The sequence below is a fragment of the Stenotrophomonas sp. 278 genome, from assembly GCF_003935715.1.
GTDB classification, from domain to species: domain Bacteria; phylum Pseudomonadota; class Gammaproteobacteria; order Xanthomonadales; family Xanthomonadaceae; genus Stenotrophomonas; species Stenotrophomonas maltophilia_AH.
Genome location: NZ_RHPP01000052.1, coordinates 1 through 15,397, shown reverse-complemented (window position 1 = coordinate 15,397; position 15,397 = coordinate 1). Strand labels below are relative to the sequence as shown.

The 15,397-nt window shown below is 67.5% G+C and carries 9 protein-coding genes; 7 read left to right on the top strand and 2 right to left on the bottom strand.

The window, feature by feature from the left end; translation table 11 throughout:
• Positions 1-87 precede the first annotated feature (87 nt).
• Entirely contained in the window at positions 88-762 is a 675-nt protein-coding gene (locus EGJ34_RS10510; protein WP_125360426.1) for a response regulator transcription factor, read from the bottom strand.
• Complete coding sequence (locus EGJ34_RS10505) at positions 759-3,746, bottom strand: sensor histidine kinase (protein WP_125360425.1); 2,988 nt, start codon at positions 3,744-3,746, stop codon at positions 759-761. The genes EGJ34_RS10510 and EGJ34_RS10505 overlap by 4 nt, the downstream gene beginning before the upstream one ends.
• 103 nt (positions 3,747-3,849) lie before the next feature.
• Here EGJ34_RS10505 and EGJ34_RS10500 point away from each other — a divergent pair, with 103 nt between their 5' ends.
• The 7 genes from EGJ34_RS10500 to EGJ34_RS10470 form a co-directional block, all read left to right on the top strand.
• On the top strand, positions 3,850-4,209 hold the full coding sequence (locus tag EGJ34_RS10500) for a hypothetical protein (RefSeq protein WP_125360424.1): 360 nt from the start codon (positions 3,850-3,852) through the stop codon (positions 4,207-4,209).
• A 133-nt stretch (positions 4,210-4,342) separates the two neighbouring features.
• Positions 4,343-4,999 carry a hydrolase gene (locus tag EGJ34_RS10495; RefSeq protein WP_125360423.1) on the top strand — a complete coding sequence of 219 codons (657 nt, stop codon included), beginning with the start codon at positions 4,343-4,345 and terminating at the stop codon, positions 4,997-4,999.
• A 2-nt stretch (positions 5,000-5,001) separates the two neighbouring features.
• A complete protein-coding gene (locus tag EGJ34_RS10490) occupies positions 5,002-5,424 on the top strand; it encodes a DoxX family protein (RefSeq protein ID WP_125360422.1) in 423 nt (140 codons plus the stop codon).
• 107 nt (positions 5,425-5,531) lie between these two features.
• A complete protein-coding gene (locus tag EGJ34_RS10485) occupies positions 5,532-7,397 on the top strand; it encodes an amidohydrolase (RefSeq protein ID WP_185750138.1) in 1,866 nt (621 codons plus the stop codon).
• Positions 7,382-8,680, top strand: a complete 1,299-nt coding sequence (locus EGJ34_RS10480; protein ID WP_260476963.1) for an alginate export family protein — start codon at positions 7,382-7,384, stop codon at positions 8,678-8,680. Before EGJ34_RS10485 ends, EGJ34_RS10480 begins: the two co-directional genes overlap by 16 nt.
• On the top strand, positions 8,674-10,326 hold the full coding sequence (locus EGJ34_RS10475) for an MFS transporter (protein WP_260476962.1): 1,653 nt from the start codon (positions 8,674-8,676) through the stop codon (positions 10,324-10,326). Before EGJ34_RS10480 ends, EGJ34_RS10475 begins: the two co-directional genes overlap by 7 nt.
• Positions 10,327-10,592: 266 nt before the next feature.
• Positions 10,593-15,397, top strand: a 4,805-nt coding sequence (locus EGJ34_RS10470) for an RHS repeat protein (RefSeq protein WP_185750137.1), incomplete at its 3' end; no start/stop codon positions are given.

Below are 15,397 nucleotides of genomic sequence, written 5' to 3'. Positions count from 1 at the left end.
GGCTCTACGGGAGGGTCGCGCGCGGAATGTTGTCCGGTAGCGCCGGCCGTTGGCCGGCCCAGGCGGTGCGTTATCGTTCGGATTCGATCAGGCGTCCCCATCACCCGCAGCATCATCCAGACTGATGATCCCGCGCTTCAACGCCAGCGTCACCGCGTGGGTCCGGTCCCGCGCGCCGAGCTTCTCCATGATGTTTTTCATGTGCGCTTTCACGGTCTGCTCGGAAATGCCCATCTGCTCGCCAATGGCCTTGTTCGAGCGACCGGCCGCCACATGACCCAGCACCTCGGTCTCACGCGGTGACAGGCTGTCCTCCACCACATGTGCGGCAATGCTGGCGGCCAGTGCCGCTGGCACGCCGGCGCGGCGGCCGCTGTGCACGGTGCGGATGGTGTCCACCAGCTCATGCCGCAGCATGTCCTTGAGCAGGTAGCCACTGGCCCCGGCCTGCAGGGCCTTCACCGCGCGCACGTCGCCGCGATAGGTGGTGAGCACGATGATGCGCGCGCGGGGATCATGATGGCGGATGCGGGTGATGGCCTCCACGCCGTCCACGCGCGGCAGCTGCAGGTCCATCAGCACCACGTCGGGGCGCAGCGTCAGATACTGCGCCACGGCCTCTTCGCCATCGCCTGCCTCGCCCAGCAGGCGCATGTCCGGCTGCAGGCCGAGCAGGGCGGCCAGGCCGTCGCGCAGCAACGGGTGGTCATCGACCACCAGGATGCCGATCGACTCGGTGGCGTAGGGGGAAGAACCGGTCATGCAGTGTCTCCAGAAACGGTACGCCAGCGCCATGGGCGGTGCGGCAGATAGATGCGGTCGCGGGGCAGGAACAGTTCCACCTCGGTGCCAGCCCCGGCGAGTGACCACAGGCGCAGGCGCGCGCCCAGGCGCTCGGCCCGCTCGCGCATGCCCACCAGCCCCCAGCGGCCTTCGGGGAGCGTATCAGGCAGACCGTCGCCGTCGTCGCGGATATGCAGACGCAGGCCGCGCCGGGTGTAGGCCAGCTCCACTTCCACCGCGCCGGCATTGGCATGCTGCAGGGCATTGAGCAGTGCCTCGCGGCCCATCAGGTAGACCTCTTCGGCGGCCTCCGGGCGCAGGGCGCGCGGCGTGCCTTCGACATTCAGTCGCAGCGCGGGGCTGTCGGTGCCTTCAGCGCGTTCGCCATACACCTGCACCAGCGCCGCACCCAGGTCCTGGTCGCCGGTGGAACCGTCGCGCAGCAGGCTGACCCGCTCGCGGCCCTCGGCGAGCACCTGTTCGGCCTGCTGCATGGCTGCCTCCAGTGCCTCGCGCACGGTCGGGTGTGCGTGCCTGGAATGGCTGACCGCGTGCAGGCGCAGAATCAGGCCCTGGGTGCCCTGCAGCAGGGTGTCGTGCAGTTCACGGGCGATGCGTTCGCGCTCGGCGTGGCGTTCCTTCAGCCGTGCACGCACCAGCTGGGTCAGGCGGCGGCTGCGCAGTCGCACCGCCAGCACGATGCCGGCCAGCACCAGCAGCACGCACAGCGCCTTGAACCACACGGTCTGGTACCACATCGGCGCAATGCGGAAGACGCGCTGCGCTGGATGTTCGCTCCACACGCTGTCCTGGTTGGCGGCCATCACCTCGAAGCGATACGGCCCTGGTGGCAGATTGGTGAACAATGCGCGGGTCAGCGTGCCGGCTTCCTGCCATTGTTCGTCCAGGCCAATCAAACGGTAACGGTAGCGGGTGCGCTCGGGGCGGGTGAGCGAGACGGCGGTGTAGTCGATCTGCAGCTGGGTGGTACCGGCCGGCAGTACGTCGCCATCGCGCAGCGGACGCTGCTGGTTGGTCCACGACACCTGGCTGATGCGCGGCTGCGGGGCCGGCGTGCGCGGCGCGGCGTGCAGGGTGTCCAGCCAGGCCAGGCCCTGGTTGGTGGACAGCCACAGCAGGCCGTCCGGGGCCAGCACCGCACTGGGCACCGGCGAGGACTGCGCGGCAATGCCGGGCATGCCATCCACCGTGTCGAACAGGCGCGGGTCGACCGCGCGGCCTTCCAACGTGGCGGCAGCGAGGTTGTCACCCTCGATCCTGACCAGCCCGCGCGCGCCATTGAGCCAGTACTGCCCGTTCCGGTCCTGGACGATGCCGGTGATGCCTTCGAACAGGCCAGGCGTGGCGGTGCGGGCGGCATGGAAGTAACCGTCGGGCCCGAGCAGGGCGAGACCGTTCTCGCCGGCCACCCACAGCCGGGTGCCGATCATCGCGGTGGTGGAGATGGGGCCCACATCCAGACCCTGCGCCGCACCGTAGTGCCGCCAGGTTCGGTTTTCGAGTACCCGCAGATGGCCATCCGGGAAGCCCATCAGCAGCTGCTTCCGGGGGCCGCTGGACAGGCTGGAGCAGGCCTGCGCGGGCAAGCGTGCATCGGTCAGCCATTGACCCTGCTGGTAGTGGACGATGCGGTTGGCTCCGTAGCAGAACCACGCCTCATCGGCGGATAACGCCACCATCGCGCGCAGGTCGCGTGCGGAGGCGGTGCCTGGGTGCAGGTCTGTGTTCGCATCGGCACGACGCAGGCGCACGACGTCCCCGCCCAGCAGCCAGAGCGGCTGGGTGGTGCGGGTGGCTACCTGACGCCACGCGCTCATCGGGGTGGCCAGCAGGTCGCGCTGCAGCGCCAGCGGCTGCAGGTCCTCACCGTAGCCGAACACGCTGCCGTCCTGCGCACGGTACAGCGTGCGCAACGGGTCGGCCGGGCCGGGCAGGGGCAGGGCACGCACGTCGTGTTCGCGGAACCGGTTCAGGCCGAGGTTGGTGCCCACCCACAGGTTGTGCTCGCGGTCTTCCAGCAAGGGCGAGGCAGTGGTGGAGGTCAGGCCCTGTGCGGCGTCGAAGCGCTCCACGCGGGGTGCCTGGCCGCGCTCGAAGTTGACCCGGAACACGCCGCCGCTGGCGATGAAGCTGCCCCACAGGCTGCCATCGCTGGCAAAGCGCAAACGCGCGGCGCGCAGTTCCGGCAGCGCGCCGGCGCGACGCTGCGCTTCCGGCAGCAGGCCATTGCGATCCGCCACCGGCATCACCCCGTGCTGCCGGTCACCCAGCCACAGCTGGCCGTCGGCACGCAGGGCCAACACGGATAATCGGGACACCGGCAGGGGCAGCGGTTCGAAGCGGGTGGCATGCGCGCGCAACCGCCACAACTGGCCACCGGCCAGCAACCACAGTGTGCCAAAGCGGTCGCGCAGCGCCCAGTGCGCGGGCACATCGCCAATGCCCATGGTGGCGGTGGGTGCCTGCCAACGTGTGCCGTCGAACCAGCGAAGCCCGCCATCGGCGGCGGCCCACAGACGACCGCTGGCATCGCGTTCCAGCTTCGGCACCAGACCCGGCGGCAGGCCCTCGGCCGCCTGGTAATGGCGCAGCGTTCCGCCGCGCGTCCATTGGCTGATGCCGGCGTTGTAGTAGGCGATCCACAGCGTGCCGTCGTCGTCGCGGCGCAGTGTGGTCATGTTGGAGGAGGGGAATCGCGCGCCGTCCGGTGCGTCCTGGCGCGTGAACTGACGGCCATCGAAGCGGTACAGCCCCGAGCCGGTGGCCAGCAGCAGGCCGCTCTGCGGCGTTTCGGCCATGTCCCAGATATCACCGGGTGCGCCTTGGCCCACAACCCACGCGGTGTGCTGGAAGGCGTTCAGTCCCTGGGCACCGGCCAGCGCTGGCAACAGGCACAGGCAGGCCAGCCAGATCAGCAGACGGAACGGAGCGCGGGGCGACATGCCGCCATTGTGTCAGGCAGGGGGCAGGCGCTGACTACCCTTTCGGGGCAGGCGCTGCGGGCAGGGCTGCGGTATCGATGACGCACCCGAAAGGAGCGCGGCGGTGCAACGACTCTTCGTGATGTTCCCCGACCGTGCCCCGGGCGTGGGCCTGGTGCTGTTGCGCGTGGGCCTGTGCGTGCCGCTGCTGCTGCAGTGGAATGCCCCCTGGACGATGCGCAGCACCGCGCTGGCGGTAGTGATCGGGTTGCTTCTGCTGGGCTGGCTGACGCCGATGGCGTCGGTGCTGGCCGGCGCGCTGCTGGGTGCCGGGTCCGCGTTGCACTGGCCCTGGATGGCCGTGGCGTTGGCGTTGCTGCTGCTCGGCCCAGGTGCGTATTCGGTGGATGGCGGCCGCTTTGGACGACGCGTCCGCCAATGGGGCTCGACGCGTCGGCGCGGATGCACTCCCCCGAAAGAGTAGCCGGCTCCACCGTCGAACGAGGGTAGGGCACCGCACCCATCAAGGCGACGATGTCCGCCATGCATCACGCGGTGCGTTCACCGGGTGTAGCGCCCGCCGCGTGATTCCCTCGCCGTACTTTCAAGGACCTCCCATGACCACCGCCACCGCCGTTCCCGGCAGCGCCCTGCTGTCGCCGACCAACCACGCGCTGATCCTGATCGACCACCAGTCGCAGATGGCCTTCGCCACCCATTCCATCGACATCGCCACGCTGCGCAACAACGTCGCACTGGTAAGCAAGGGCGCGGCTGGTTTCCAGGTGCCGGTGCTGCTGACCACGGTGGCCGAGGCCTCGTTCTCGGGCCCGCTGTTCCCGGAGCTGACCGAGATCTTCCCGGGCCAGAAGGCCTTCGACCGCACCTCGATGAATGCCTGGGAAGACGCGGCGGTGATCGACGAAGTCAACCGCATCGGTCGCAAGCGCCTGGTGATCGCCGGCCTGTGGACCAGCGTCTGCATCGTCGGCCCGACCCTGTCGGCGATCGAGCAGGGCTTTGAGGTTTACGTGATCACCGACGCCTGCGGCGATGTCAGCGACGAAGCGCACGAGCGTGCGGTGACCCGCATGGTGCAGGCCGGTGCGGTGCCGGTGACCTCGGTGCAGTACCTGCTGGAACTGCAGCGCGACTGGGCCCGTGCGGAAACCTACGGCCTGACCACCGGCATCGCCCGCGACCACGCCGGCGGCTACGGCATCGGCATCCAGTACGCCAAGACCATGTTCGGCGCGCAGGAAGGCGGGCACTGAGCATGAGCACGGCCGCCGGGTTGGACGCAGCGCTGTTGCTGCTGCGTGTGGCCGCCGGCGGCTTCCTGCTGCCGCATGCACTGGGCAAGTTGTTCGGCTGGTTCGGTGGACCCGGCCTGGCCGGGTTCGCCGGCGAGCTGCGCGGTTTTGGCCTGCCGGCGGTTTCGCCCCTGCCGCTGCTGCTGGCGCTGCTGCAGGTGAGCTGCGGCGTGGCCGTGCTGCTGGGTTGGCAGACCCGTGTCACCGCCGTCGTGGCGGCGCTGTTCCTGTTGTCCACCGCTGTGCTGGCCCGGCCCAAGGGCTGGTTCTGGATGCACGGCGGCATGGAATACCCCCTGTTCTGGTCGCTGGCGCTGCTGGCGATCGCCCTGGCCGGGCCCGGTGCCTGGTCGCTTCACGCGTTTGGCGAGGGAGCCCTGACATGAGCCATGACCCCGTCATGCCGAGCCGTCGCGATCTGCTGCTGGGAGCCGGTGCCGCACTGGCCCTGGGCATGACCGGTCGTGCGTTCGCCCAATCTTCGGAGAATTCCGTGAGCACCCTGCTGATCCGCAATGCCCGTATCACCACCCTCGACTCCACCACGCCGCAGGGCGATGCACTGGCCGTGCACGACGGTCGTGTGTTTGCCGTCGGTGAGGAGGGGCAGGTTCGCGGCGCACTGTCCCGCGCCGGCCTTGGAGCTGGCAAGGTGATCGACGCCGGTGGACGCCGCCTGGTGCCCGGTTTGAACGACAGCCACACCCACCTGATCCGCGGTGGCCTGAACTACAACCTGGAACTGCGCTGGGACGGATTGCGCTCGCTGGCGGACGCCATGGCCATGCTCAAGGCGCAGGTCGACGTGACGCCAGCACCACAATGGGTGCGCGTGGTCGGTGGGTTCACCGCCGAGCAGTTCACCGAGAAGCGCCTGCCCACCCTGGCCGAACTCAATGCATTGGCCCCGGACACGCCGGTGTTCCTGCTGCATCTGTACGACCGTGCGCTGCTCAATGGCGCGGCGCTGCGTGCCTGTGGCTATGACCGTAATACCCCGGACCCGCCGGGCGGGCAGATCGTGCGCGACACTGCCGGCAATCCCACCGGGCTGCTGCTGGCCAAGCCGAATGCGCTGATTCTGTACGCCACCCTGGCCAAGGGGCCGCGCCTGCCGATCGAGTACCAGGCCAACTCCACCCGGCATTTCATGCGCGAGCTGAACCGCCTCGGGATCACCTCGGTCATCGACGCCGGCGGTGGCTTCCAGAACTACCCCGAGGACTACCAGGTCATCGAGCAGCTGCACCGCGACAACCAGCTCAGCGTGCGCATCGCCTACAACCTGTTCACCCAGAACAAGGGCGGCGAGGTGCAGGACTTCCAGCGCTGGAGCGAACTGCTGCAGCCGCGCCAGGGCGATGACCTCCTGCGCCATAACGGCGCGGGCGAGATGCTGGTGTTCTCGGCGGCGGACTTCGAGCTGTTCAACGAGCCGCGTCCCGAACTGCCGCCCGGCCTGGAGCCGGAGCTGCACGACGTGGTGCGGCTGCTGGTGGAAAAGCGCTGGCCGTTCCGCATCCATGCCACGTACGACGAAAGCATCACCCGCATTCTGGATGTGTACGAGCAGGTGAACCGCGAGGTGCCGTTCGACGGCCTGCATTGGTTCATCGACCACGCCGAGACAATCACCCCGCGCAACATCGAGCGCATCCGCGCGCTGGGCGGCGGGCTGGCGATCCAGCACCGCATGGCCTACCAGGGCGAGGCCTTCGTGCAGCGCTACGGAGCCGACGCCGCCCGCCACACTCCGCCGGTGCGGCGCATGCTGCAGGCCGGCGTGCCGGTCGGTGCCGGTACCGACGCCACCCGCGTGGCCAGTTACAACCCATGGGTGGCGCTGTCCTGGCTGGTGACCGGGCGCACCGTGGGTGGTCTGTCGCTGTATGGCGAAGAGAACCTGCTGGAGCGCGAAGAGGCACTGCGCCTGTGGACCCAGGGCAGTGCCTGGTTCTCGGGTGACGAAGGCCGCAAGGGCACGCTGGGCGTGGGTCAGCTGGCCGACTTCTGCGTGCTGTCGTCCGACTACTTCGCGGTGGACGATGCTGCCATTGCCGATATCACCAGCGTATTGACCGTGCTGGGCGGGCAGGTGGTGCATGGCGACAGCGAATTTGGCCCGCTGGCTCCGGTGCTGCCGCCAGCGATGCCGGACTGGTCGCCGGTCAACCGCTTCGGTGGTTACCACGTGGGTGGCGCGGCCACGGGTCTGGTCGCCGCGCACGCGCACATGCATGCACACGGTGCCGGTGGTTGCCGCACGCACACGCACAGCCATGCCGCCGCGCATGCGGTGCCGACGTCTGAGCCAAACGCATTCTGGGGCGCGCTGGGTTGTTCGTGCTTCGCATTCTGACCCTGGCGATTGCCGCCGTGACCGCTCCCGCCTTCGCCCAGGACTGCGCCGGTGCGGCGGGCGGCCAATGCACGATGCTGGCCAACGGCACCCGCGTGCAGTGGGATGCCTCGCTGCGCCTGCGCGGGATGTACTACGACCCCACGCGCTTCGGCGTGCAGGGGGGAGTTGAAGACGGCTACGGGCTGCTGCGCGCGCTGGGCTCGGTGCAATTGAGTCGTGGCCGGTGGCAGGGCTACGCCCAGCTGGGCGTGCATGGTGAGCAGGGCCGTGCCGGCGGGCCGGGCGGTACCGACCAAGGGGCGCTCGATCTGCAGCAGGGCTATGTGCGCTGGCAGGGCGAGGCGTTCGGACTGCAGATCGGGCGACAGGAAATTCCGTATGGCAGCTCGCGCATCCTGTCGGTACGCGACGGTCCCAACATTCGGCTCGCCTTCGACGGCGTGCGTGGCCGCTGGCAGAACGCGCGCTGGCAGGTGGATGCGCTGGCGCTGCGCCCGGTCGATAACCGTCCGGGTGCGTTCGATGACCGCCGCGATGAGGCGCAGTATCTGGTGGGCTCGTATGCAACGCGGCGTGGAGCGTCTACCGGCAATGGCGTAGATCTGTACCTGCTCGGCTACGGTCGTGACGGCGCGCGCTTCGCCAGTGCCAGCGGCGATGAGCGGCGTACCACGCTGGGCACCCGGTTGTTCGCGCGCCAGCCACGCTGGGATGCCAATGTGGAACTGGTGCTGCAGAACGGCACGCTGTCGCGCTCGCAGGGCTCGCTGGATATCCGTGCGTGGACCGTCGCCAGCGATATCGGGCTGCGATTCCCGGACGTGCGCCTGCAGCCCCGGCTGGGGATCAAGGCGGATATCGCCAGCGGCGATGCCAATCCGAACGATGGCCGCCTGCAGACCTTCAATGCGCTGTACCCCAAGGCGGCGTACTTCAGCGAGGCCAGCCTGCTGGCACCAGCCAACCTGATGGACGTGCAGCCCACGCTTACGTTGACCCCACGCCCGGGCCTGAGCACCGAGTTCGGCTGGCAGGTCGCCTGGAAGCACCGGCGCAACGACGCCATTTACACCACCCCCACGCCGCTCAGCGCAATACCCGGCAGCGCCGGCACCGCGCGCCGCATCGGCCAGCAGTTCAAGTGGGAAACCACGTGGAAGGCCAGCCCGCACTGGCAATGGCAGGGCCAGCTGGCGTGGTTCGAGGCCGGTCCCGGGCTGCGCCAGAGTGGCGGCCGCAACACCCTGTTTGCCTCGGTAGTAGGAGCATGGCAATGGTAGAGAAACAATACGCAGCGGCTGGCGCTGCTCCCGCGGAAGGCGCATGGTCGCCGCTCAAGGTGAAGCTGTTCCGTGCCATGTGGCTGGCCATTCTCGGCAGCAATGTCGGCACCTGGATCAACGACGTGGCTGCCGCCTGGGTGATGGCCGAGCGCACCGGCTCGCCGCTGATGGTGGCGCTGGTGCAGTCGGCCACCACCGTGCCGGTGGTGCTGCTGGCTCTGGCTGCCGGCACCCTGGCCGACATTGTCGATCGCCGCCGCTATCTGCTGCTCACCCAGGGCTGGATGCTGCTGGTGGCGGGTACGCTGGCCGTGTTCAGCGGGTTGGGCCTGCTGACGCCGCCGCTGCTGGTGGTGCTGACCTTTGCCATGGGCTGCGGTGCGGCCATGGCGATGCCGGCGCAGGCCGCGGTGGTATCCGAGCTGGTGCCGCGGCCGATGCTGGCTTCGGCGGTGGCGCTCAATTCCATCGGCATCAACATCGCACGTTCGCTGGGGCCGGCCATCGGAGGCCTGATCGTGGCGCAGCTGGGCCCGGCGTGGGCGTTCGGTGCCAATGCACTGAGTTTCAGCCTGATGCTGTGGGTGCTGTGGGGATGGAAGCGCGCACCGGAAGCGTCCGCGCTGCCGCCGGAAGGCTTTGGTGCCGGGTTGCGCGCGGGCCTCCGCTACGCCTTGCGTGCCGGACGCCTGCAGGCGGTGCTGATCAAATCGGCCGGATTCTTCTTCTTTGCCAGTGCGGCTACCGCGTTGCTGCCGCTGGTGGTGCGAGGTGAGCTGCAGGGTGGGGCAGGTCTGTATGGCTTCCTGCTCGGCTGCATCGGCGTCGGTGCCGTGGCCGGCGCGCTGCTGCTGCCGATTCTGCGCGCCAAGCTGGACCGCGACCTGCTGGTGCTGCTGGCCACGCTGGCGCTGGCGGTGAGCCTGCTGGGCCTGGCCTGGGTACGCAGCACCGTGCTGCTGCCTTTGGCGATGCTGGTGAACGGTTTCGCCTGGATTACCGTGCTGTCTTCGCTGCAGATCGCCGCACAGACCGCGGTGCCGCCGTGGGTTCGGGCACGCGCGCTGTCGCTGTACATCATGGTGTTCTCGCTGGGCATGGCCACCGGCGGCCTCAGCTGGGGTAGCGTGGCCCAGCGCAGTTCCATTCCACTGGCCTTGACCATTGCGGCAATTGGCGCGGTGGTGGCAGGGCTGCTCGTGTGGCGTGTGCGTATTGCTGGCACCGAAACCCTGGACCTGCGCCCGGCCGGCACCTGGCCTGCGCCGGAACTGGCGCAGCCGGTGTCGCACGATCGCGGCCCGGTGCTGGTGACGGTGGAGTACCGGATTGAGGCAGCGGATCGCGATGCATTTCATACCCTGATCGGCGAGCTCGGCAGCGTTCGTCGGCGCGATGGCGCGGTGGTGTGGGGCGTGGCGGAGGACGTGGCCACGCCGGGCATCCACCTGGAGTATTTCGTGACCAGTTCGTGGGTGGAGCACCTGCGCCAGCACGAGCGCGTGACTGCTGAGGATCGCGCGCATCAGGAGCGCATCCGCGAACTGCATCGGGGCGAACATGCGCCGCTGGTGCGGCACTTCGTGGGCGGGGAAGGGGTGTTGAAGCATATGGGCCATCACCACCGCCAAGACCTGGGGTAACGCCACGGTGACACGCATGGCGTGTCACTACGCGACCACCGCAACGTTTCCCCGTAGAGCCGGGCTTGCCCGGCTGCCTTTCGCGCGCACTTGCACCCCCCAATCCCCCGATGTTATTACTGGGCGAACCCGTCGCCAAACAGCGCGACGGATCCAGGGGGCGCACAGGACGGCGCGGGGTACAGCCGCAACAACGCCATGAAGCAGGTCGGTGCAACGCCGAACGTCTGGCGCTGCCCGTCGCATCTGAACGAAAGGAACGTTCCGTGCGCAATCGGCAATGGCAAGCGTGGTTGGGTATCTGTTTGTTGGCGATGTGCGGTGCGGCGGGAGCTGAGAGCCCGATTACCCCGCACACCGAATACTTCAAGCGCATCCGCACCGGTGAGCAGGTTTCGCCGCTCACCTCGGAGTTGTTTGGTGAGCAGATCAACTTGAGTTCGGGCTCCACTGAGTTTGTCGTCACCGACATCGATCTGCCCGGCAACAATGCATTGCCCGTGCGTCTGCAGCGACGTTTTGCGGTCCAATCCTTTAAAAATCGCACCCCTTGGGGCGGATTTGGCAGCTGGGATGTAGAAGTGCCGTATTTGCACGGCACTTTCTCGTCGACCAATAAATGGAACGTGGGAGGCAACGGCGCGACGTCGCGTTGCAGCCAGCTGTTCGCGCCTTCGGTGCCGACCCAAGTCAACCTGTATGAGGTCTGGAACGGAAACTCCGCGCACATTCCCGGTGCTGGTGACCAGGAGCTGCTCTATATCGGGGCTTCAGACACGCCCAACCCGCGTCCAACCGACGGTGCCACCTACAACTGGGGGGCGCGCGGCAACATGCGCTTCACCTGCCTTCCCAACACCGCCAATGGCTATCCAGGTGAAGGATTCGTTGGTGTGGATGGCGACGGTACCCGCTACTACTTCGATGTAGGTACAGAGCGTGGCATGGGAGTGATGAACTTCGGCACCTTCAACGTCGGCATGGTGCGGGTGATGTTGCTGGCCAGTCGAGTCGTAGATCGGCACGGCAACTGGGTAGCCTATGACTACTCGGGCGACAAACTGGTAGGCATTCGCGCCAGCGATGGCCGCGCGATTTCGATCGCATACTCCGGCAACAACATCAGCAGCGCCACCGCCAACGGGCGTACCTGGACGTATCAATATGCGGGCGGTGGTGGCGCGTTGGGGTTCGTCAAGTGGCCGCAACTGAGTGCCGTCATTCAGCCGGATGGATCGCGCTTCAGCTACTCCTATGCATGGCAGGACAACGGCTATGGTGGCTTGAACCCTGAATATGGGCCTTGGGATGGCGACGAAATGCTATGCAGCCGCCCCGACTATGAGCTGTCGAGCTTCACCCTTGTAGCGACACATCCTGCCGGCACCCGAGGCCAGTTCGACTTCGAGTATGTGAGCCGGGCACGCACCGGTCTTCCGGCAAATGCATGCGGTTCGGTCGGCGCTCGCCGTTTCCAGCGCGTTGCGCGTTCGATCGACCTGTTCGCCATCACGCGCAAGACGCTCAGTGGACCGGGATTGGGAACGCAGGTGTGGTCCTACGAGCGCGGTGGCTACGACTCCGGTCTCCCCGACGTTGCCGTTGCGACGGTGGTAGAGCCCGATGGAACCCGCCGGCATAGTGTCTTCGGCAACCACGTCACCAAGAATGAAGGGCAGCTGCTCCAGCAGGCTGTGCGCGCTCCAGACGGGCAGATCGTCCAGGTGACCCGCAACACCTACGTCAGCGACTCCGATGCACCTTCCATGCCGTTCCCCAACAGCCATGGCACGTTCACGGCGGCGGATGATGTGTTCTCCACCCGCATCCGCCCGGTGAAGCAGACCACGATCACCCAGGACGGCGTGACCTTCGTCACCGACACCAATCTGTTCGACGTGCACGCCCGCGCGACCGTGCGCACCGAAAGCAATACGCTGGGATACGCCCGCGTGCTGCGCACCAGCTACTTCGACGACACCGGCCGCTGGGTGCTCGGTCAGGTATCGCGCAGCTCGCAGGAGACGGCCGGGGTAGACATCGAAACCGACCGCACCGAGTTCGACGCTGCCTCACGCCCACAGCGCACGTATGCGTTCGGCTTGCTGCAGCAGACCTTGGGCTACAACGCCGACGGCACGCTGGCCACGCTGACCGATGCCAACAACAACACCATCAGCCTTTCCAGCTGGAAGCGCGGTCTGCCGCAGGGCATCAGTTTCCCGGACAGCACCAGTACCCAGCTCAGCGTGGACGACAACGGCTGGGTACGCAGCGTGCTGGAGCCCAACGGAGCCAGCCGCAGCTATGACTACGACGGCATGGGGCGCATCACCGTGGCTACCCAGGCGGCCAACGACAGCGTGGCCTGGAACGCTACCACCAGCAGTTTCTCGCAGGTCGGTGGTGCCGAGGTGGGCCTGGAAGCGGGCCACTGGAAGCGCGTCTCCAGAACCGGCAACGCACGTTCGGTGAGCTACTACGACGCCCTGTGGCGTCCGGTGCTGGAAGAGACCTACGACCTCGTCGACCCGGCTGGCACCGTGCGCCAGACCGTGACCCGATACGATACCAATGGCCGCCCGGTGTTTGCGTCGTATCCCACCCGCAACGCCACCGACTACCGCTCGGCCTTTGCGGGCAGTTACACCACATATGACGCACTGGGTCGCGCGGTGCGCAGCGAGCAGGACAGCGAGCTGGGCCGGCTGGTCAGCACCACCCAGTGGCTCAACGGCGGCGGCGTGCAGGCAGTCAACCCGCGCGGCATTGCCACCACCACCCAGTACATGATGTACGGTCAGCCCGGCGAAGACATGCCGGTGCGCATTACGCACCCCGAAGGCGCGGTCACCGAGATCGCACGCGACGCGCTGGGCAAGCCGCTGTCCATTCTGCGCCGCAACGGCGACAGCAGCGTCAGCGTGCGCCGCCAGTATGTGTATGACGCTGGTCAGCGCCTTTGCAAGACAATGGAGCCCGAAACCGGCGCGACCGTGGTCGGCTACGACGCGGCGGGCAACGTGCTGTGGTCGGCTGCGGGGCTGACACTGCTGGGCCAGCAGTGCGACACCTCGGCCGCCTATGCATCGGCGTCGCGTGCCGACCGCAGCTACGACAGCATGGCCCGCCTGCTCACCCTGCGCTTCTCGGACGGGCAGGGCGACCAGGATTGGGCCTACTGGCCCGGCGGCAAGGTCAAGCGCGTGACCACCCGCAACAACGGCGCAGCCACCGTCAACGAGTACCAGTACAACCTGCGCGGCCTGCCTACTGCCGAAACCGTGGTGTACGACGGTGCCCAGCCGTGGGCGCTGGGCTACGGCTATGACGCCAATGGTGCGCTGTCCACCCTGCTGCAGCCTTCCGGCTTCCTGATCGACTACGCGCCCAATGCACTGGGCCAGCCCACCAAGGCCGGTCCATTCGCCAGCAACGTGCGCTACTACGCCAACGGTGGCATGAGCAGCTTCACCTACGGCAATGGGGTGACCCACCAGATGACCCAGAACCCGCGCGGGCTGCCGGATCGCAGTCTGGATAACGGGACGGCGGGTAAAGTGATCGACGACGGCTACGACTACGACGCCAACGGCAACGTCGCCGCGATCAGCGATGGCTTGCCCGGTGGCCCCGGAAACCGCGACATGCAGTACGACGGGTTGGACCGCCTGCGTACCGTCACCGCGCCCAGCTTCGGCAATGCCAGCTACAACTACGACGTGCTGGACAACATCGTGGCGGCCACGGTTGGCACGCGTCAGCAGAGGTTCGACTACGACCATACCAACCGCCTGACCAACGTGCGTGACCAGGCCAGCGGTGCCACCGTGACCGGCCTGGGCTACGACCCCCGGGGAAATCTGAACATCCGCAACGGCGTGGCGTACCGCTTCGATTACGGCAACCGTCTGCGCGAAGTCACCGGCAAGGAGGCGTACCAGTACGACGCCCATGGCCGCCGAACGCTGGCCAGTGCCGATGCGGGTCAGATCCGCTCCATGTACGGACAGGACGGCGTGCTGCGTTACCAGCACGACCAGCGTCAGGCCAAGGCCATCGACTACGTTCAGTTGAACGGCAGTCTGGTCGGCCGCCGCAAGGTGGACATCGCACCAGCCGCACTGGTGGTGAGCGCCCCTGGTTATAGCGCCAACGGCAGCTACACGGTGCAGTGGCAGGCGCTGACCGGTGCGCAGCAGTACGAGGTGCAGGAGGGCGTTGGCGGGCACTGGCAGGGCCTCTACCAGGGCAGCGGGCTTTCAGTGGCGGTGAGCGGCAAGGCCAGCGGCACCTACCGCTATCGCGGCCGCGCCTGCAACGGCAGCCTGTGTGGCAACTGGGGCGTGGAGGCCATCACCCAGGTGGATGTGGGCCCGGTGGGCACGCCGGTGTTGAGCGCGCCGGCCTCGGGTATCAATGGCAATTACACCCTGAACTGGGCGGACGTGCAGGGGGCCGCCAACTACGTGCTGGAGACCTTCAATGGAAGCGCGTGGGCGGTGTTGTCAGACTCGACGGCGACTTCCTTCGCAGTGGCCGGCAAGCCGGCTGGCAGCTACCGCTATCGATTGAAGGCCTGCAACCCGCAGGGTTGCACGGCGTACTCGGCCGAAGTCGTAGTGGTCGCGCTGTATGCACCGGCTGCGACCAGCGTCTCGGTGCCGGCCGCCAGCTACAACGGCAGCTTCACCCTGAGCGTTGGCGCTGCGGCCCAGGCCAGCAGCTACCGCATCGAACAGCAGACCAACGGTGGTGCCTGGGCGGAGATCAACCGGATCAGCTCCACCCAGTTGGCCATCACCGGGCGGGCGGCCGGCACGTACGGCTACCGGGCGTTTGCCTGCAATGACGCCGGCTGCAGTGGTGCCAGTGGCACCGCGACCATTGTGGTGACGCTGCCGCCGACTGGGACCACGACGATCAGCCTGGGCGGCACCTCCTACAGCACCACCCTTTCGATGTCGTGGGGTGGCATTGCTGCAGCCACCCACTACGAGGTGGTGGAACGCGCAAATGGCGGCGGCTGGAGCACCGTGTACGCCTCAGCACCCACCAGTCTCACACTCGG